17 protein-coding genes are annotated in these 18,245 nt (G+C 72.9%); 11 read left to right on the top strand and 6 right to left on the bottom strand.

Features of this window, described 5'->3' with window-relative positions; all coding sequences use genetic code 11:
• Window positions 1–99: 99 nt before the first annotated feature.
• Entirely contained in the window at window positions 100–1,506 is a 1,407-nt protein-coding gene (locus tag ABZ780_RS14515) for an NAD(P)-binding domain-containing protein (protein ID WP_357486266.1), read from the top strand.
• A 135-nt stretch (window positions 1,507–1,641) separates the two neighbouring features.
• Window positions 1,642–2,436: an alpha/beta fold hydrolase gene (locus ABZ780_RS14520; RefSeq protein ID WP_357011227.1), complete on the top strand. Its 795-nt coding sequence runs from the start codon at window positions 1,642–1,644 to the stop codon at window positions 2,434–2,436.
• A gap of 18 nt (window positions 2,437–2,454) precedes the next feature.
• On the opposite strand, the gene ABZ780_RS14525 is transcribed toward ABZ780_RS14520, so the two are convergent.
• Window positions 2,455–3,939, bottom strand: coding sequence for a trehalose-6-phosphate synthase (locus ABZ780_RS14525; RefSeq protein WP_357486268.1), 1,485 nt, complete (start codon window positions 3,937–3,939; stop codon window positions 2,455–2,457).
• 158 nt (window positions 3,940–4,097) lie between these two features.
• Window positions 4,098–4,958, bottom strand: a complete 861-nt coding sequence (locus ABZ780_RS14530) for a DUF308 domain-containing protein (protein ID WP_357010884.1) — start codon at window positions 4,956–4,958, stop codon at window positions 4,098–4,100.
• 277 nt (window positions 4,959–5,235) lie between these two features.
• On the opposite strand from ABZ780_RS14530, the gene ABZ780_RS14535 reads away from it, so the two are divergent.
• Window positions 5,236–5,544, top strand: coding sequence for a hypothetical protein (locus ABZ780_RS14535; protein ID WP_357486270.1), 309 nt, complete (start codon window positions 5,236–5,238; stop codon window positions 5,542–5,544).
• A 123-nt stretch (window positions 5,545–5,667) separates the two neighbouring features.
• A complete protein-coding gene (locus ABZ780_RS14540) occupies window positions 5,668–6,360 on the top strand; it encodes a lysophospholipid acyltransferase family protein (RefSeq protein WP_357010888.1) in 693 nt (230 codons plus the stop codon).
• Between the two features lie 7 nt (window positions 6,361–6,367).
• Here the strand turns inward: ABZ780_RS14540 and ABZ780_RS14545 are convergent, their stop codons facing one another.
• Window positions 6,368–9,892 carry an adenylate/guanylate cyclase domain-containing protein gene (locus ABZ780_RS14545; protein WP_357486272.1) on the bottom strand — a complete coding sequence of 1,175 codons (3,525 nt, stop codon included), beginning with the start codon at window positions 9,890–9,892 and terminating at the stop codon, window positions 6,368–6,370.
• A 161-nt stretch (window positions 9,893–10,053) separates the two neighbouring features.
• Here ABZ780_RS14545 and ABZ780_RS14550 point away from each other — a divergent pair, with 161 nt between their 5' ends.
• The gene (locus ABZ780_RS14550) at window positions 10,054–10,251 is read left to right on the top strand and encodes a hypothetical protein (protein ID WP_357010892.1); all 198 of its coding nucleotides are present in this window, start codon (window positions 10,054–10,056) and stop codon (window positions 10,249–10,251) included.
• A 93-nt stretch (window positions 10,252–10,344) separates the two neighbouring features.
• On the opposite strand, the gene ABZ780_RS14555 is transcribed toward ABZ780_RS14550, so the two are convergent.
• Window positions 10,345–11,037, bottom strand: a complete 693-nt coding sequence (locus tag ABZ780_RS14555) for a Crp/Fnr family transcriptional regulator (protein ID WP_030337710.1) — start codon at window positions 11,035–11,037, stop codon at window positions 10,345–10,347.
• A gap of 296 nt (window positions 11,038–11,333) precedes the next feature.
• Here ABZ780_RS14555 and ABZ780_RS14560 point away from each other — a divergent pair, with 296 nt between their 5' ends.
• The 5 genes from ABZ780_RS14560 (at window position 11,334) to ABZ780_RS14580 (ending at window position 14,904) form a co-directional block, all read left to right on the top strand.
• Window positions 11,334–11,831: a polyadenylate-specific 3'-exoribonuclease AS gene (locus tag ABZ780_RS14560; protein WP_357486409.1), complete on the top strand. Its 498-nt coding sequence runs from the start codon at window positions 11,334–11,336 to the stop codon at window positions 11,829–11,831.
• 77 nt (window positions 11,832–11,908) lie between these two features.
• On the top strand, window positions 11,909–12,412 hold the full coding sequence (locus ABZ780_RS14565; RefSeq protein ID WP_357486274.1) for a pyridoxamine 5'-phosphate oxidase family protein: 504 nt from the start codon (window positions 11,909–11,911) through the stop codon (window positions 12,410–12,412).
• 170 nt (window positions 12,413–12,582) lie between these two features.
• Window positions 12,583–13,611 carry a 6-phosphofructokinase gene (locus tag ABZ780_RS14570; protein ID WP_053658323.1) on the top strand — a complete coding sequence of 343 codons (1,029 nt, stop codon included), beginning with the start codon at window positions 12,583–12,585 and terminating at the stop codon, window positions 13,609–13,611.
• A 74-nt stretch (window positions 13,612–13,685) separates the two neighbouring features.
• Window positions 13,686–14,504 (top strand): pyrroline-5-carboxylate reductase, encoded by an 819-nt coding sequence (gene proC / locus ABZ780_RS14575; RefSeq protein ID WP_357010896.1) that lies wholly within the window; start codon window positions 13,686–13,688, stop codon window positions 14,502–14,504.
• Window positions 14,505–14,553: 49 nt separating this feature from the next.
• Entirely contained in the window at window positions 14,554–14,904 is a 351-nt protein-coding gene (locus ABZ780_RS14580) for a DUF2203 domain-containing protein (RefSeq protein WP_357010898.1), read from the top strand.
• A gap of 12 nt (window positions 14,905–14,916) precedes the next feature.
• On the opposite strand, the gene ABZ780_RS14585 is transcribed toward ABZ780_RS14580, so the two are convergent.
• Both ABZ780_RS14585 and ABZ780_RS14590 read right to left on the bottom strand, forming a co-directional pair.
• The gene (locus tag ABZ780_RS14585) at window positions 14,917–15,588 is read right to left on the bottom strand and encodes a class F sortase (RefSeq protein ID WP_357010900.1); all 672 of its coding nucleotides are present in this window, start codon (window positions 15,586–15,588) and stop codon (window positions 14,917–14,919) included.
• On the bottom strand, window positions 15,561–16,409 hold the full coding sequence (locus ABZ780_RS14590) for a DUF4397 domain-containing protein (protein WP_357010902.1): 849 nt from the start codon (window positions 16,407–16,409) through the stop codon (window positions 15,561–15,563). Before ABZ780_RS14590 ends, ABZ780_RS14585 begins: the two co-directional genes overlap by 28 nt.
• A gap of 213 nt (window positions 16,410–16,622) precedes the next feature.
• Between ABZ780_RS14590 and ABZ780_RS14595 the strand changes: the two genes are divergently transcribed.
• Window positions 16,623–18,224 carry a glycosyltransferase 87 family protein gene (locus ABZ780_RS14595; protein ID WP_357010904.1) on the top strand — a complete coding sequence of 534 codons (1,602 nt, stop codon included), beginning with the start codon at window positions 16,623–16,625 and terminating at the stop codon, window positions 18,222–18,224.
• Window positions 18,225–18,245: the final 21 nt, after the last annotated feature.

Raw genomic sequence — 18,245 nt, forward strand, 5'->3', positions numbered from 1 at the left:
ACCCGCCGATCGGTCCGCGTCGGGGCTGGACATCCGGCTCCGATGTGGGGAGGATTTCGCGGCGACCGGCACCCGTGCCGCACAAAAGGAGATGTCCCGGTGTCCACCTCCACCGACCACGGCCGGCCCGACCCGGAGGCGACCCCGTCCGCGCACAGTCGCGACGACCGCCCGCTCTCCGACCGGGGCGACACGGTCTGCGTCATCGGGGCCGGGGCCAGCGGCCTGACGGCCATCAAGAACCTGCGTGAGCACGGCTTCGGGGTGGACTGCTACGAACGGGAGACCGGGGTCGGCGGCGCCTGGAACTGGCGGCACGACCGCAGCCCGGTGTACGCCAGCACCCACCTGATCTCGTCGAAGCCGTTCACCCAGTTCCCCGACTTCCCGATGCCGGACTCCTGGCCGGACTACCCGCACCACAGCCAGCTGCTCTCGTACTTCGAGCGGTACGCCGACCACTTCGACCTGCGGTCGCACATCTGGTTCGGCACCGAGGTGGTGCGGGTCGAGCCCGCCGAGGGGGACCGCTGGGACGTGACCACCCGCTCCACCGGCGGGTACGGGCCGGAGCGCACCTCCCGCTACGCGGCCGTGCTGATCGCCAACGGGCACAACTGGTCACCGAAGCTGCCCCGCTACGAGGGGCTCGAAGAGTTCCGTGGCGAGATCATGCACGCGTCGTCCTACAAGGACCCGGCGCAGTTGCGCGGCAAGCGGGTGCTGGTGGTCGGCGCCGGCAACACCGGGTGCGACATCGCCGTCGAGGCCGCGCAGCAGGCGTCGCGCTGCTGGCACTCCACCCGGCGCGGCTACTGGTACGCCCCGAAGTACGTCGCCGGTCGCCCCGCCGACCAGGTCAACGACTCCCTGCTGGCGCTGCGGGTGCCGCGGCGGGTCCGCCAGTGGCTCTACCACTGGACGCTGCGGCTGACCGTGGGCGACCTGACCCGTTTCGGCCTGCCCAAGCCCGACCACCGGGTGTACGAGACGCACCCGATCGCCAACAGCCAGCTCGTCTACTACGTGGGCCACGGCGGGATCGGCCCGGTGCCCGACGTGGCTCGGTTCCACCCGTACGCGGTGGAGTTGGCCGACGGCCGCGAGATCGACCCCGAGCTGGTCATCTTCGCCACCGGCTACCTGCCGCGCTTCGAGTTCCTCGACGCGTCGGTGTTCGGTGACAGCGCCGGCACGGGCCGGCCCACGCTGTGGCTCAACGCCTTCACCCCGGGGCATCCGACGCTGGCGGTGGCCGGCCTGGTGCAGCCGGATTCGGGGATGTTCACGCTGGCGCACTGGCAGACGGTGCTCTTCGCCCGGCTGCTGCGGGCTCGGCGGGACCGGCCGGAGCGGGCTGCGGCGTTCGCGCAGCGGACGCGTGACCGGGCCGGGGAGCGCTACTCCGGACAGGTCAAGGAGAGCAGCCGGCACTGGTTCGAGGTCGGCCACGCCGACTACCTGCGCGCCGTCCAGCGCGCCCTACACGACCTGGAGGGCAAGTGAGCGCGAGGAGTGAGCTTGCGTGCCCCGCAGTCGCGAACGAAAGGCTGGGCCGGTGAGCGCGAGGAGTGAGCTTGCGAGCCCCGCAGTCGCGAACGAAAGGCTGGGCCGGTGAGCGCGAGGAGTGAGCTGCGGATCATGCGGGGCCGGGAGTGGTCCCGTCCGGTCCGGCCGGCGCGGCGTGAGGTGGTCAGCGCCGTTCCGGAGCTGGAGCAGGGGCGGCCTCCGTTGCTCTTCGTGCCGGGTTTCGGGCACGGCGCGTGGGCGTTCGCCGAGCACTGGTTGGGGCACGCCGCGTCGCGGGGCTTTCCGGCGTACGCGATGAGTCTGCGGGGGCACGGCGGCAGCGAGCCGGCGCCGGAGGCGACGCTGCGGGCGTACGCCCACGATGTGGTCCAGGTGGCGGCGGGCCTGCCGCGCCAGGCGGTGCTGGTGGGGCACGGCGCCGGGGCGTTGGTGGTGGCGCACGCGCTGGCCCGTTACCCGGCGCGCGGCGCGGTGCTGGTGGCGCCGGTCTTCGGCGGCTGGGGGATGTTCGGGACGGCGGTGCGCCGCAACCCGGCCGGCACGCTGCCGGCGGTGTTCGGGGGGCCGCTGCGGCTCAGCCGCGGGCAGCTGTTCAGCCGCGAGTTGCCCGACGAGGAGGCGCGGCGGTACACGGCGCGGCTCGGCCGGGCGGGCCGGCGGGCGCAGTGGGCACTGCTGGGCGAGCCGGAGGCGGAGCCGCCGGTGGGTGCGCCGCCGGTGCTGGTGCTGGGCAGCCCGGACGACCGGGTGGTGCCGTCGTCGACGTTGACCCGGGTGGCCCGCCGCTACGGTTCGGCGCCGCTGCTCTTCCCCGGGATGGGGCACGACCTGATGCTCGACGTGCGGTGGGCGGAGCCGATCGACGCGATCCTGGACTGGTTGGAGAAGGAGCCGGTGGCGCGCTGAGCGAGCGGCGGCCGCGGGTCAGCCGGTGGTGTGCTGGGTGGCCCGGTCGGCGGGCCGGGGCACCCGGGCGGTGCCGTCCGGTGTGCCGTCGGTGCTGGTCAGGCGACCGACCAGGGCGCCGTTCTCGTCGAGGGCGCTGAGGTAGGAGCGGGCCCAGGCTCGGATGTCGTGCTCGTGCAGGTGGGCGCGCATGGCCCGCATCCGTTCGGTGACGTCGGTCGGGCTGGCCCGCAGGGCCGTGCACAGCGCCTGCTTGAGCCCCTCCAGGTCGTGCGGGTTGACGAGGTAGGCCTGGGAGAGTTCGGCGGCGGTGCCGGCGAACTCGCTGAGCAGCAGTGCGCCCGTGTCGTCGACCCGGGCGGCGACGTACTCCTTGGCGACCAGGTTCATCCCGTCGCGCAGCGGGGTCACCGCCATCACGTCTGCGACCCGGTAGAGCGCGGCCAGCTCGGCCCGGTCGAAGGGCTGGGTGAGGTAGTGGATGGCCGGTTCGCCGACCCGGCCGAACTCGCCGTTGATCCGGCCCACTTCGCGTTCGATCCGTTCGCGCAGGATCTGGTACTGGCCGACTCGTTCCCGGCTCGGCATGGCGACCTGGACGAGCACCGTGTCGCGAACCTTCACGTCGCCACTGGCGAGCAACTCGCTGTAGGCCTTGAGCCGCTGCTCGATGCCCTTGGTGTAATCCATCCGGTCCACGCTGAGGATGACCTGCCGGGGGTCGCCGAGGTCCTGGCGGAGCCGGCGGGCCCGGGCGGCCACCTCGGGGCGGGCGGCGAGGGCGGCCATCTCGGTGGTGTCGATGGAGACGGGGAACGCCCCGATGCGGACCACCCGGTTGTCGATCCCGATCCGGCGGTCGGTGGCGGGCAGTTCCAGCACCCGGGTGACGAGTTGGGCGAAGTTGTGCGCGGCCTGGGCGCGCTGGAAGCCGACCAGGTCGGCCCCGAGCATGCCCCGCAGCAGCTCGGCCCGGCGGGGGAGCTGCATGAACAGCTCCGGCGGGGGGAACGGCACGTGCAGGAAGAACCCGATGCGCAGGTCGGGTCGCAGGGCGCGCAGTTGCCCGGGGACCAGTTGCAGGTGGTAATCCTGCACCCAGACCACCGCGCCCGGCTCGGCCACCTCGGCGGTCGCCTCGGCGAAGCGCTGGTTGACCCGCTGGTAGGCCTCCCACCACCGGCGGTGGTGTTCCGGCTGCTCGACGGCGTCGTGGTAGAGCGGCCAGAGGGTGGCGTTGGAGAACCCCTCGTAGTGGTCGCGAAGGTCTTCGTGGCTGAGTGGGACGGTGTGCATCCGAACGCCGTCCACGTCCGGCAGCGTGGGGGCCGGCCCGGTGCCGCCGGCCCAGCCGACCCAGGTGGCCGGGGTGTGTCGCAGCAGCGGGTGCAGCGCGCTGACCAGCCCACCGGGGCTGCGGCGCCACTCGCAGGCCCCGTCCGGCGCCTGGTTGTCGTCGATGGGGAGGCGGTTGGCCACCACCACGAGGGAACTCTGTCGCATCTCGGGCATTCCGATCAGCAGAGGACTGACCGCCACGAGCAAGGAAAAACCGGTCAGTCAGCGGGGGAAGTGACGTACAACGGTATTCCTACTGACAGTAAGTTACACCATTGTTACGCCCCGGGCGGGGCGGGGTCGTCCCGGGATGCGGTCGGGCGTCAGACGACGGCGCCGTTGCCCGGATCGTCGTCGTCCTCGTCACCGGGGCGCAGTCGCCAGATCAGCGTGACGAAACCGGCCAGGATGCCGGTGAAGCCGAACAGGGTGACCGCCGAACGGTCGATGGGGAGCAGCCACGGGAAGAGGAAGAGCACGAACCCGACGACCACCGCGAGCGTGCCGATCACCGCGTACTTGGAGAACCGGGGCAGCGGCGGCGGTGGCGGCGGGTGGTAACCCTCGTCCTCGTCGTCGTCGGGCAGGTCGGCGCCGAAGGTGTCCAGCCCGTCCAGCAGCGACGGCTCGTCCGGCCGGGGGCCCCGCCCGACCGAGATTCCGGAGAAGTCGGTGGCCGACGGCAGTCGGCGGACGTCGGTGGCGGTCGGCCCGGCCTCGTCGGTGCCGGCACGGGCGAGTGGGCCGGCGGCTGGTTCGTCCCGGGTCTTGCGGTCGTCCCGGTCGTCGACGTCCTCCGCGGCCGGCCACGGGTGGTCGCCGGCCGTCGAGGCGGTGTGGAAACCGGCCACGATCCGGGCCCACTCGGCGTCGATGTCCGGCTCGTCGCGGGCTGGGGGCTGCTCCGGGGCCGTCTCGTCGGCGAGCTGGGTGAGGTAGTCGCGTGCGGTGGTCAGGTGCGACCGGTCGACGTAGAGCCGGTCGACCGGTCGGGCCGGAACGGTGGTGGTGCGGGTGACCGGGTTGAGGTCGGCAGACGGTTGCAGGTAGGCGGCTATCCCGCCGGCGGCCAGCACGTCGAGCAGGTGCTCGCCGACGCGCGGATCGACGTCGCCGACGACGGCGTACTCGCTCGCGTCGAGCCCGTTGTCCCGCCGTCCCCGGCGGGCCCCACCCGCTGACACCCGGACATCCTCCTCAACGCGCCGTGCGGCGCGGCCGGCCCTGCCCCCTCGGCGTCCGTCCGCACGCCGTGCTCTGAATCGTGACACGTCAGGGGTCGGTTCCGGGAGTGCGTTGTGTCGCGTCTTCCAAAGTCACGGCCGCTGCCGCAGGTCGCGGCAGGGCGCCAATGTCCGTTCTTGCGCGACCAGTGCTATCTCGACGATCGTTGACGCGGGCAACTCGACACGCCGAGCCCGCCCTGCCGAGCTGTCATCGAACGGGACTGGGGAGGCGCACGTGGCTGCTGATGAGTACGAGGAACTGGACATTCCGCCGCAGTTCCAGACCTTCGCCGACCGCCACCACCTGGAGTACCGGCAGACGCCACCCGGCATCGCCCTCTATCTGGGCCTCGCCGCGATTTTCGTGGGGGCGCTGTTCAGCGCGGCCCCGAAGGTCGCCGACGACCGGATCATCGGTTACCTGTTGCTGGGCGGCGGCGCCGTGCTCCTCGTCGCCTCCCGGGTGCTGCACAAGCGCAAGCAACGGCGGGAAGATGCGCTGTACCGCGAATACCTACAGTGGAAGAAGGAGCAGGGCGGGTAGCCGCGTGCGAGGTGCCCACTTGGTCCGTTGTGGTGCGGCTCCGGGCTTCGTAGGCTCGACCGTGACGGGCGACGCTTGCGGGCATGGCGCGCCGTCGCGGGCCCACCACGGGAAAGGACGCCGGTGCTCTACTGGCTGCTGAAGTACGTCATCCTCGGTCCGCTGCTCAAGCTGATCTTCCGTCCGCAGGTGGAGGGTCTGGACAACGTGCCGGCGACCGGCCCGGTGATCCTGGCCAGCAACCACCTCTCCTTCTCCGACTCGATCTTCACCCCGCTGATCACCCGGCGGAAGGTCACCTTCGTGGCCAAGGCCGAGTACTTCACCGGAAAGGGGATCAAGGGCTGGCTGACCAGGATGTTCTTCGTCGGCACCGGCACCATCCCGGTGGACCGCTCCGGCGGCCGGGCGGCCCGTGCCGCACTGGACACCCAGTTGCAGGTGCTGCGCGCCGGGGGAGTGGCCGGCATTTACCCCGAGGGCACCCGCTCCCCGGACGGGCGGCTCTACCGGGGCAAGACCGGGGTGGCCCGGCTCGCGCTGGAGAGTGGCGCGGTGGTGGTGCCGGTGGCAATGCTCAACGCCGACCAGATCCAGCCGCCCGGCAAGCTCATCCCCAAGATCGCCCGGGTGCGGATCCGCTTCGGCGCCCCCCTCGACTTCTCCCGCTACGAGGGGATGGCCGGTGACCGGTTCGTCGAGCGCGCGGTCACCGACGAGATCATGTACGAGCTGATGGAACTCTCCGGCCGCGAGTACGTCGACATCTACGCGCAGAAGCTCAAGCAGCTCGCCCCCGCGCCGGTGGCCGCCTGACCCACGCTCAGCAGGCCACCGCCGGCCCGGTCGGGCTGATCGGCCGCCCGGCCAGCGCGAGCAGACCCGGGGCGTTGTTGCGCAACGCGAAGGTGCCGACCTCGGCACGCGCCACCCGGGCGGCTGCCGGCTCGCCGGCGCGGGTCAGCTCGGCCGCCGCGAGCGCCAGCGCCAGCGCCCGGTCACTGGCGTCCGGGATCCGGCCGTACGTCTCGGCGGCGGCCAGGTGCAGCTCGGCCGCGCGCCGGTGGTCGCCGTCGGCCGCGGCCACCGCCGCCGTCACGGTCCGCAGCGCCGCCTCCGACCACGGCGTGCGATGACCCACCCGGTCCAGCATCGCCCGGACCCGCACCGAGGCGTCCCGCCCGGCCAGGGCGGCGGCGTACGCGGCAGCGGCGATCCACTCCCCGCTGGCCAGGGCCGGCACCTCCGACCAGGACCGATCCAGCTCGTCGATCAGCTCTGCCGCCTCGGCGCCACGGTCCTGCAACGCCCGGCAGAGCGCCGCCATGCCCAGCATCGTCCAGCGCAGGCGGTGGAACCCGCTGCGTCGCGCGGTGTCCAGCGCGTCGACCAGGTCGCTCGGATCATCGTCGTCGCGCAGCACCAGCAGGCAGCAGCGCAACCCCCGCACCTGCATGTCCCAACTGCCGGTCGGAGTGTCCACGAACGCCTCCGCCGCCGCGAGCAGCCGGCCGAAGTCACCCTCGAACCAGGCCCGCATCGCCTCCGCCGAATAGCTGGTGGTCAGCGTCTGGCCGCTGGCCGTCCGGGCCGGCGCTGCCGAGAGCAGGGCGTCCGAGCGCAGCCAGTCACCCTCCTCGCGGATCGCCCAGGCGAGGTTCTGGGTGGCCCGGGGCAGCGCGAGCAGCTGACCGGCCCGCGCGAACTCGACGACCGCGTGCAGCTCGTCCAGGCCGATCCGGTCGCCGGCCTGGTAACGGGCGGTGGCGGCGGTGATCCGGGCGTTGGTGCGGGTCTCGGTCAGGCCCAGCCGCTCCGCGATCTCCGCCGCCGTGTCGGCCGCCGCCACGGCCAGGTCCCGCTCGTAGTTGAGCATGTGCAACCGGCCCAGCTCGGCGTACGCGTCGGCCTTCTGCGAGCTGTCCGGCAGCGGCTCGAACAACTGGACCGCGCGGTCGAGGCAGACCAGCGCGTCGGCGCGGTCGGCGCGCAGCCAGGCCGCCTGGCCGAGCAGCGTCCACGCCCGGGCGGCGCAGGCGTCGTCGCCGTGCGCCAGCAGCCGGTCGGCGAGCGCGTGCACCTGCTCGGGCCCACCGCCGGAGAGGAACCCGTTGCCGTCGCGGTAGAACGAGATCTCCGTGCTGAGCAGCTCCAGTTGGAGCCGGCCCACCGGGTCACCGTCGTCGGCCAGGCCGAGCGCCCGGCCCGCGTGGCTCGCCGCCGCGTCCAGCCCGTGCAGGGCGTACGCCCGGCGGGCTGCCCGGTGCAGCGCCTGCCGCGCCGGCGCCGCATAACGGCGGACCTGCATGCCGAGCGAGCGGGCGATCTCGTGGGCCGCCCAGCGGTGGTGGGCGAGCACCTCCGCCAGGTCGGTGTCGCGGCTGTGCGACAGCGCGTCGAGCCAGTCCGCCGCCCGCTCGTGTCGCGCGACCCGCTCGGTGCGCGGCAGCCGCTGGTAACAGACGTCGCGCACCAGCACGTGCCGGAACCGGAACTCCGCCTGCCCGGCCATCGTCGACGCCGCCTGCTCGTGCACGAAGTCGCGCTGCTCCAGGCGGCGGAGCGAGCGTTCGACCGACTCGACCGGCTGCCCCAGCGCCGCCGCCACCGCACCCGGCCAGAACTGCACCCCGACCACCGAGGCGGCCAGCAGCACCGCCCGGTCCTTGGCGTCCAGCAGGTCCACCCGGTTGGCGATCACCGCGTGCACGCTCTCCGGCATGGTCAGTTCGAGCTGCTTGTCCAGCGACCACCCCCGCCCGGACTGGCGCAACGCGCCCTGCTCGATCAGCATCCGGACGTACTCGTGGGCGTAGAGCGGATTGCCGCCGGCCACCTCGATGAGCGGGCTGAGCATGTCGGCGGAGAACGCCGCCTGGCCGAACAGGTGCGCGTACAGGGCGGCGATGCCGGTGTCGCGTAGCGGCGGCAGGGTGATGGTCACCGAACCGGTGATCGTGCCGGCCCAGCTCGGATCCCGGTCGACCAGCTCCGGGCGGGCGGTGCAGAGCAGCAGCAGCGGCACCTCCCGGGCCGCCGCCCCGAGCAGCTCCACGAAGCGCAGCATCGCGTCGTCGGCCCAGTGCAGGTCCTCGAAGACCAGCACGGTGGGGCGCCGGGCGGCCAACGCCAGCAGGAAGCGCCGCCACGCGGACTCCGCCTCCTCGGCCGGCAGCGGCGTGCCGGGCAGCCCGACCAGCGGGCGCAGGGCGTCCACCACCCGGTCCCGTTCGCCCGGCCCGATCAGCTCACCGACGGCGGTGGCCAACCGCTGGGCCGCGCTGCCGGCCGGGTCGGTGTCCAGGATGCCGGCCTCGGTCTTGACGATGTCGGCGAGCGCCGCGAACGTGACGTTCTCCCCGAACGGCGGGCATCGCCCGGTCCGCCAGGTCAGGGGCTCGTCGACCAGCCGGCCGGTGTGCCGGTAGAGCTCCCGCAGCAGCCGGCTCTTGCCGATGCCGGCTCGGCCGAAGATCGTCACCACCTGCGGCAGCCGGTCCCGCAGCGACCGGTGCAGGGCGTTGACCAGCATGCCCAGCTCGTGCTCCCGGTCGACCAGCGGCGTGGTGTCCGGCTCCCGATCGGTGGGCTGGCGGCGCAGCGGAGACAGGGCGAGCCACACCTCGGTCGGCGACGACCGACCGCGCAGCGTGACTGGGGGCTGCTCCTCGTAGCGGATGGCGTCCTTGGTCAGCGCGTGCGTGTTGCCGCAGACCAGCACTCCGCCCGGTGGCGCGACGGACTGCATCCGCGAGGCGGTGTTCACCACGTCGCCGGCCACGATCGCCTGCCCGCCGTCGCGGGCGGCGGCCACGTCGACCAGCGCCTCGCCGGTGGCCACCCCCACCCGGAACCGCAGCTCGGTGCTGCCGGTCGGCGCGAACCGGGTGAGCACCCGTTGCAGCTCCAGCCCGGCGCGTACGCAGCGCAGCGCGTCGGTCTCGGTGGCGATCGGCGCGCCGAAGAGCGCCATCACCGCGTCGCCGATGTACTTCTCCACCACCCCGCCGTACTGGCCGACGACCCGGCGGGCGGCGGAGAAGAAGCCGGTCTGCATGCCACGGACCTGCTCCGGGTCGGCCCGCTCGACGTACGGGGTGAAGTCGATCAGGTCGACGAAGAGCACACTCACCCGCCGGCGGTCCTCCTGGGGGGTGACGGCGGCGGGTCGGTCCGCTCCCGGCCGAGGCGACCCGCACGAGGTGCAGAACGTGACGTCCGAGGCGAGCGGGCGCAGGCAGTGGGGGCAGACGGCGCCCAGCTCGGCGCCGCAGCCACCGCAGAAGCGGTCGCCGTCGGCGGCCGTGCGTCCACAGCGCTCACACTGCGCGGCGATGACACCCTCCACTGGCGGACCGGTCGACGCCAAGGGCGTCCCGTCAGACGGAGTATCACCGTCGGGACCGCTGTCGGGTACCGGCCTGTTGGCTTGTGGACAGTCCACACGGGGGATTCGCGGACTACATTCAGTCAGCCAATCTCGATCAGCGACCAGAGGGGGACAGGTCAATGGTGTACGTCAAGTTGGAGAGCGACTGGACCGACGGCAACGGGGTCAGCCACTCCGCGGGCGAGTCGGTGGACGTCGACGCCGCCACGCTCGCCACGCTCCAGGCCGAGGGCATCGTCATCGAGCAGTCCCACGGCCCGGGTGGCGACGGCAAGGGTCCGGACAAGTGGGCCGGGCCGGGCAGCTCCGGAGTCTGATCCGGCGCCGGTGACACGACGACGCGGCCGGGTCGCCCTCGGGTGACCTGGCCGCGTCGTGTTCGTCTCTGTGTGCTGCCCGCTCCCGGCGGGTCAGCGGTCGTTCATGCCGGCACGGCGGCGCAGCGCGGCCACGTCGGTGACCACGATGCGGCGGCCCTCGGTGCGCAGCCAGCCGCGGCTGGCGAACGAGCCGATCGCCTGGTTGACGCTCTGCCGGGAGCCGCCGGCCATCTCGGCCAACTGGCTCTGGTTGAGCTCGATCGTGATCATCGGGGCCTGACTCTCGCCGGCCAGCCGCACCAGCGTCTTGGCCACCCGGCCGGGCAGGTCCAGGAAGACGTGGTCGGCGTTCTGCTCGGTGAGCCGGCGGATCAGCCCGCCCAGCGAGCGCATCACCGCGTCCAGGATGCGCGGGTTGGAGTGCACCAGCTCCATGAACGCCCCCCGGGAGAGCGCGAGCGCCGCGCAGTCCTCGATGGCCTCGGCCGAGGCGGACCGGGTGGAGGCGTCGAGCAGGGAGACCTCACCGAGCACGTCCGGTGGACGGATCACCGACAGCACCGCCCGCTCGCCCGTGGGTGCGGTGCGGAAGACGGCCACGGCGCCCCGGCGCAGGACGATCAGCGACTCACCCGGGTCGTTCTCCACGAAGAGCAGTTGGCCCTTGCGGTAGGTACGGGGGACGGCGGCGGCGATCACGCGCTGCCGCACCTCGGGTTCCAGTCCAGCGAACATTTCGACACCCGTGAGCGCATCACCCGGCTCTGGCAGGCGAACCTCCACGGCCCAACCCCTCCCCGGTCAAGGACCACAAATTCGCTCACCGGGCGAAACCTGATGGCCCAGACAAGGTGAACTGACACCGATTTGGCGTCCGGTTAGCGATACACATCAGATCATGACGGTCCGGTCGCTTGCTGTACACCCCTCGAAGCACTTCCGTGACCGTCTCGACCTGCGGCGTACCTCCGTTGTGGGTGCCGGCCGTGGTCCGTGGCCCGGATCGCCGCTGAGCTGCGGTGATCCGTCTGCGGGCCCCGCCGGGAGGCGTCCGACGGCGGTGGGCGAGGATGGCCGGAATGGTGTACCGCTACTTTTACGACTGCGAATTCATCGAGGACGGGCGGATCGTCGATCTCGTCTCGATCGGTGTCGTCGACGAGTACGGCCGCGAGTTCTACGCGGTCTCCACCGAGTTCGACGACTCCCGAGCCGTGCCCTGGGTCCGGCGCAACGTGCTGGACAAGTTGCCCTCGCCCGCGGACCGGGCCTGGCGTTCCCGCGAGCGCATCCGCGACGACCTGTACGACTTCCTCGTCGAGCCGGTTCGGGACCGGCCGGGGGAGCAGCTGGAGCTGTGGGCCTGGTACGCCGCGTACGACCATGTGGTCCTCGCCCAGCTCTGGGGTGCGATGCCGGCGCTGCCCCGGGAGATCCCCCGGTTCACCAAGGATCTGCGCCAGCTCTGGGACGACCGGGGTCGGCCGCCCCTGCCGGACGCGGACGCGGCCCGGCACGACGCCCTGGTCGACGCCCGGCACAACCTGGCCCGCTGGCGGGCGATGACGACCCGCTGAGAGTCGTCGTACCTTTGCAGGTTTGACCGGTTCTGTCCCGGGCATCGGTCCGACGAGTCGAGCCGAGGGAGACCGCCATGAGCAACGAGCCGACCAACGCCACCGAGGCCCGCGCCCGGGTCACCGAGCTGGTCCGCGACGCCCGGATCTGCATGCTGACCACGATCGCCCTGGACGGCCGGCAGGTGAGTCGACCGATGGGGCTGCAGGAGGCCGAGTTCGACGGAGACCTGTGGTTCTTCGCCTCCGCCGACTCGGCCAAGGTCCGTCAGATCCGGGTGAACCCGGAGGTCAATGTCGCGTTCTCCGACCAGAAGCGCAGCGCCTGGGTGTCGGTCTCGGGCACCGCCACCGAGGGGTTCGACCGGGCCCGCGCCGAGCAGTTGTGGAATCCGGTGTTCAGGGTGTGGTTCCCGGACGGGCTGGACACCCCCGGTCTGACGTTGATCAAGGTGCACGCCAGCTCCGCCGAGTACTGGGACTCGCCGAGCAGCACCGTGGTCAACCTGTTCGGGTTCGCCAAGGCCGTCGTCACCGGCCAGCCGCCAGCGCCCGGCGAGAACCACGAGGTGACCTACTGATCCGCGGCTGGCGTGGAGCCGCCCGGGGCGCGCTGTCATCGCACAGGCAGGCCGACTACAGTGCGCAGTGACGGCCCGCCCCGGGCCGGCAACGGCGCCGATGGTCTGACCTGACACATATCCTGGGGCAAATCGGGCTTTACCTGATGCTCCAGGAGGATGAGCGGATCATGCGTATCGGCGTGCTCACCGGCGGCGGCGACTGCCCAGGTCTCAACGCGGTCATCCGGGCGGTGGTCCGCAAGGGCGTCGCCACTTACGGTCACGAATTCGTGGGCTTCCGGGACGGTTGGAAGGGCCCGCTGGAGGGTCTGTCCCGTCCCCTGGAGATCGCGGACGTCCGCGGCATCCTGCCCCGCGGCGGCACCATCCTCGGCTCGTCCCGCACGAACCCGTTCAAGATCGAGAACGGCGTCGAGCGGATCAAGGACAACCTCGCCAGCCAGGGCGTCGACGCGCTCATCGCGATCGGCGGCGAGGACACCCTGGGCGTGGCCACCAAGCTCTACGAGCTGGGCGTGCACGTCATCGGCGTACCCAAGACGATCGACAACGACTTGGGCGCCACCGACTACACCTTCGGCTTCGACACCGCGGTCAACATCGCGATGGAGGCCATCGACCGGCTGCACACCACCGCGGAGAGCCACCACCGCACCCTGGTCGTCGAGGTGATGGGCCGGCACGCCGGCTGGATCGCCCTGCACGCCGGCTTGGCCGGCGGCGCCAACGTGATCCTGCTGCCCGAGCGGCAGTTCGACGTCGACCAGGTGGCCGGCTACGTCGAGAAGCGCTTCCAGCACCAGTACGCCCCGATCGTGGTGGTCGCCGAGGGCGCCCAGCCGCTCGACGGCCAGATGGTGCTCGCCAACCAGGAGCTGGACTCGTTCGGCCACGTCCGCCTCGGCGGCATCGGCCAGTGGCTGGCCGAGCAGTTGGAGGCCAAGACCGGCAAGGAGGCCCGCACCGTGGTGCTGGGCCACATCCAGCGCGGTGGCACCCCGACCGCCTTCGACCGGGTCCTCGCCACCCGCCTCGGCCTGCAGGCCATCGACGCGGTCCACGAGGGCGACTGGGGCAAGATGGTCGCGATGCAGAGCACGGACATCGTCCGGGTGCCGCTGGCCGACGCCACCCGTGAGCTGAAGACCGTGCCGCTGGAGCGGTACGCCGAGGCTGAGGTCTTCTTCGGCAGCTGATCAACACCTACGGCGGCGCGACGGGCCCACGGGTCCGTCGCGCCGCGACCCGAGGCGAGGGGAGTACGGCCGAGATGTCAGCCGGGGTGCACACGGTCGCGGTGATCGGCGCGGGCAAGATCGGTGAGCTGATGCTCTCCGGGCTGCTGCGCTCCGGATGGCCGGTGGACCGCCTGCTGGCCACCGCCCGCCGGCCGGCCCGTGCGGAGGAGTTGACCGCCCGCTACGGCGTCCGGGTGGTCGACAACCTGACCGCCGTGGACGAGGCGGCAGTGCTCGCGGTCTCGGTCAAACCGCAGGACGCCGGCGCTCTGCTGGACGAGATCGGCCCCAAGGTGCCCGCCGACAAGCTGGTCATCTCACTCTGCGCCGGGCTGCCCAGCAGCTTCTTCAACCGTCGGCTGCCCGAGGGCACCCCGGTGGTCCGGGTCATGACCAACACCCCGGCGCTGGTCGACGAGGCGATGACGGCCATCTCGGCGGGCACGTACGCCACCGGGGCGCACCTGGCGCTGGCCGAGGAGATGTTCAAGCCCCTCGGGCAGACGATCCGGGTGCCCGAGTCACAGCAGGACGCGGTCACCGCGCTCTCCGGCTCCGGCCCGGCCTACTTCTACCTGCTGGTCGAGGCCATGATCGACGCCGGCATCCTGCTCGGGCTGCCGCGCCAGGTGGCGCACGAGCTGATCGTGCAGACCGCGATCGGCTCCGCCGTGATGCTGCGCGACTCCGGCGAGCACCCGGTGAAGCTGCGCGAGGCGGTCACCTCGCCGGCCGGCACCACCATCTCGGCGATCCGCGAGCTGGAGAAACACGGCGTACGGGCGGCGCTGCTCGCCGCGCTGGAGGCCGCCCGGGACCGCGCGCGGGAGCTGGCCGCCCAGGCCGACTGACGTCCGCGCGGGACCGTGCGCGACGGGTGCGTGCCGCATACTGGCGGGCGTGTTCACACTCGCCCAGGCCCGGCACCTGGTGGCCACCCTGCAGCCGCGTGTCGACGAGTTGATCCGGCTCCGCGCCGACCTGGCCGAGCTGCGCGTCGACCTGGCCGACCACGGCGTCAGCGCGCTCGGCGGAATGGCCGAGGTGAAGGGGCTGGAAGCCCGCCTGCACGGCGTCGTCGAGGAGCTGCACTCCCACGACATCCAGGTCAAGGGCATCGCCCCGGTGCTGCTCGACTTCCCCGGCGAGCGGGCCGGCCGCGCCGTGCTCTGGTGCTGGCTGGAGGGCGACTCCGACGTGCGCTGGTACCACCGGGCCGAGTGCGGCTTCGCCGGCCGCCGCCCAATCTGACGCCACGGCGGCTCAGCCGATGGCGGCCTCACTCACCGCGAACACCACCACATTGTCCCGGTAGTGCCCGCGCCGCCGGTCGAACTCGCCCCCGCAGGTGACCAGGCGCAGCTCCGGGCCGGGCGTCGGCCCGTAGACGGTGGCCGTGGGGAACCCGTCCTTGCGGGTGCGCAGCGACCCGGTCACCCGGAACGACAGCCACCGCCCGCCGCGCCACACCTGCACCCGGTCGCCGGGGCGCAGCTCGCCGAGCCGGGCGAAGACCGCCGGGCCGCGCCGCGAGTCCAGGTGCCCGGCGAGCACCGCCGGGCCGGTGTCGCCGGGCGCCGGGCCGCCGCCGTACCAGCCGGCGGTGTCGAAGTCGGCCGGCGGGACCAACGCGCCGCTGCCGTCCAGCCCCAGCACCGTGAGCGGCGAGTCGACGCCGATGCGTGGCACGCGTACCCGCGTGGGTGGCCCCTGTGACGCGGGCCCGGCGGCCGCCGACGGGCAGGCGTCGGCGCAGCCGGGGTGCCAGCTCGCGGTGGGCGGCGGTGGGCCGGTGGTGGCCAGCCCGACCCCGGTGCCGGCGGCCAGGCAGACCGCCGCGCCGGCCGCGACCAGCGCGACCAGCGGCACCCGACGGTCGCGGTGCCGTCGGATCGCGGACCCGGTGCTCACCAGGTGGTGCGCCGCCGGCGCCACAGCAGCAGGCTCGCGGCCGCGGCCGCCGCGGCCAACCCGCCGGCCACCAGGGGGTACGCGCCGAACCCGGCGGTGCCGCCCGCGCCGGTGTCCACCCCACCGGCGGGTACGACGGTGCCGCCCTCGGCGTCGCGGCGCAGCTCGGCGGTGAGACCGCCCTGCTTGCCGTCGAGCACCAGCAGTGAGTAGACCGCGCCTCCGGTGAGCTGCACCTCGGCGTCGGTGCTCGGCCCGCCGGCGCCGGTCAGCCGCAGCCGCCAGGCACCCGGCTCGACCTGCTGGTACTCGGTGGTCGTGGCGAACTGCACGCCGTTGGCGATCATCGGTCCGTCGGCGGCGGCCACGTCGAGCACCGGGGTCCGCACCGACGCCTGCACGACGCGGACCTTGGCCCGGCCCTGAGTGGGCGCGCTGAGATCGTCGTGGAGCACGCGCAGCCCCAGGTCGGCGTGGCGGCCCACACCGGCCACCGTGTACGCCTCGCCGCTGCTCACCGCGACCTCGGTGGTGAGCACCGGGGGCTCGCTGGCGGGGGTGCCGGCCTCGCGCATCGCCACCGCGTAGCGGCCGGGCGCCAGCGCCAGGTAGTCGGAGACCACGCCATAGCCGACACCGGGGAAGACCTGCGGCTTCGCGGCGTCGGGGGCGGCCAGGTAGACGTCCACGGCGGGGGTATCGGGGGAGAGGTGGGCGAGCCGGACGTAGCCGACGGTGTTGGCGCTGGCCGCCGTCGGCGTGCCGGCGGCGGCGAGGGTGGCGCCGAGCAGGAGCGCGCCAGCGCCGGCCAGCAGCCGGCGGGGCACGGTGCGGAGCGTGTGCATGTGGCCTCCGGGGGCACGTTCGGTGAGCGGGCAGCAACCCAGGGAAACAGAGTCCCGTGTACGGGACTGCGGCGCAAGTTGTGCGCGCGAAGTTTCTTGCCGCTGCCGCTGCCGCTGCCGCTGCCGCCGCTGCCGCCGCCGTCGCTCGGCGCGTTACCCGCACCGGGCGGGCACGGGACTGCTGGCGGCGTCGCGCCCGATTATCATCGGTCGATGCGGGATCGCCGGGTGGCGCTGGCGTGGTCGGCCTTCGTGGTCGTCGCGCTGGTGTCCTGTGTGCTCGTGCTGCGGCGCCCGGACCGCCTCTCCGACCTGCACATCTACTACGGCGCGCTGTCCGATCTGCACGCCGGTCGACCGCTGTACGGGTACGTGGCGGCGAACGGCGGCCCGTTCACCTATCCGCCGTTCGCCGCGCTCGTGCTGGGGCCGATCACCGCCGTCAGCGAGGGCGTACTGCAAGGGATCTGGCTGGTGGCGACCTGCGCGGCGGTCGTCGCCATCGCGGGGTCGGTCGGCGTCGCGTTGACCACCAGACGGTCCCGGCGCCCGCTCGTCGTGGCGGTGGCGGCCACGGTGCTGATGCTCTCCGCGCCGGTGCAGAGCAACCTGCGCTTCGGCCAGGTCAGCGTCTTCATCGTGCTGATGGCCCTGCTCGACGGGATGGGCGTCGTCCCACCCCGACTGCGCGGGGTGCTGGTCGGGATTGCCGCGGCGATCAAGCTGACGCCGCTGCTGTTCGTGGTGTATTTCCTCGCCACGGGCCGCTACCGCGACGCCGGTCGTGCCGCGGCGACGTTCGTGGCCTGCGCCGGGCTCGCCGCGATCGTGCTGCCCGGGGAGAGTTGGACGTACTGGACCGAGGCCGTGCGGCAGACCTCCCGGATCGGCAATCTGGCCTCGCTGGGCAACCAGTCCGTGCACGGGATGCTGCTGCGCGTCGGCGTCGACGAGTCGACGCTGCCCCTGCTCTGGGCCGGCCTGGTGGCGCTGATCTGCGCGGTGGCGCTGCTGCGCGCCCGGCAGTTGACGACGCAGGGCCGACCGGCGCACGGCGCGGTGCTCGTCGGCTGCGCCACCGTGGCCGCGTCCCCGGTGTCCTGGACCCACCACCAGGTGTGGCCGGTGCTCGCCGCGATGCTGCTGATCGGTGCGTCCGGGGTGACCCGGCGGGTAGCCGGGGCGGCGCTGCTCGGCACGATGGTCGTCTCGTTGGGCGCGGCCCTCAGCCCGGTGTCGGTGCGGCCGGGCGTGCAGTTCCTGTTCGAGAACGCCCGCGCTCTCGGGGTGTGCCTGCTGTGCCTGGCCGGCTTCGGGGGCGTCGCGGTGGCCGCCTCCCGGACGACCCGGCGACCCGCCGCCGGCCGAGCCTGGCTGCGGGTGGGCATCACGGCCACGGTGGCGCTCGCGTTCTTCGCCGTGCAACCGCTGCCCGCCGGAGCGGACCCGACCTTCAAGGCGTACACCCTCGGCGACGTGGTCAACCCGCGATACTTCTTCGTCTGCCGTGGCCCGGCCGAGTGCGCCGCCTACGCCACCGACGCGCCGGTCACCTTCGGCACCCGCGCCGAGAAGACCAAGGTACGGGTCAACGGCGTGGTCTCCCCGGAGGTGGCCCGGTTGGAGTACTACTCGGCCCCGGGCGGGGCGCCCCGGGCCATCCCGCTGCTCGACGCGTACCCGGGAACGCGCACGTTCTCGTTCCGGTCGGCGAACATGGCCCAGGGGCGGCTCGTCGCGTACGCCTCGGACGGTCAGCCGATCGCCAGCTACGACGAGGAGTTGGCCGCCGCCCTCCGCACGACCACCCGGTAGGCGGTCACACGGAGGGCGGCG

Source organism: Micromonospora sp. NPDC047467 (genome assembly GCF_040643095.1).
In the GTDB taxonomy this organism is placed as follows: domain Bacteria; phylum Actinomycetota; class Actinomycetes; order Mycobacteriales; family Micromonosporaceae; genus Micromonospora.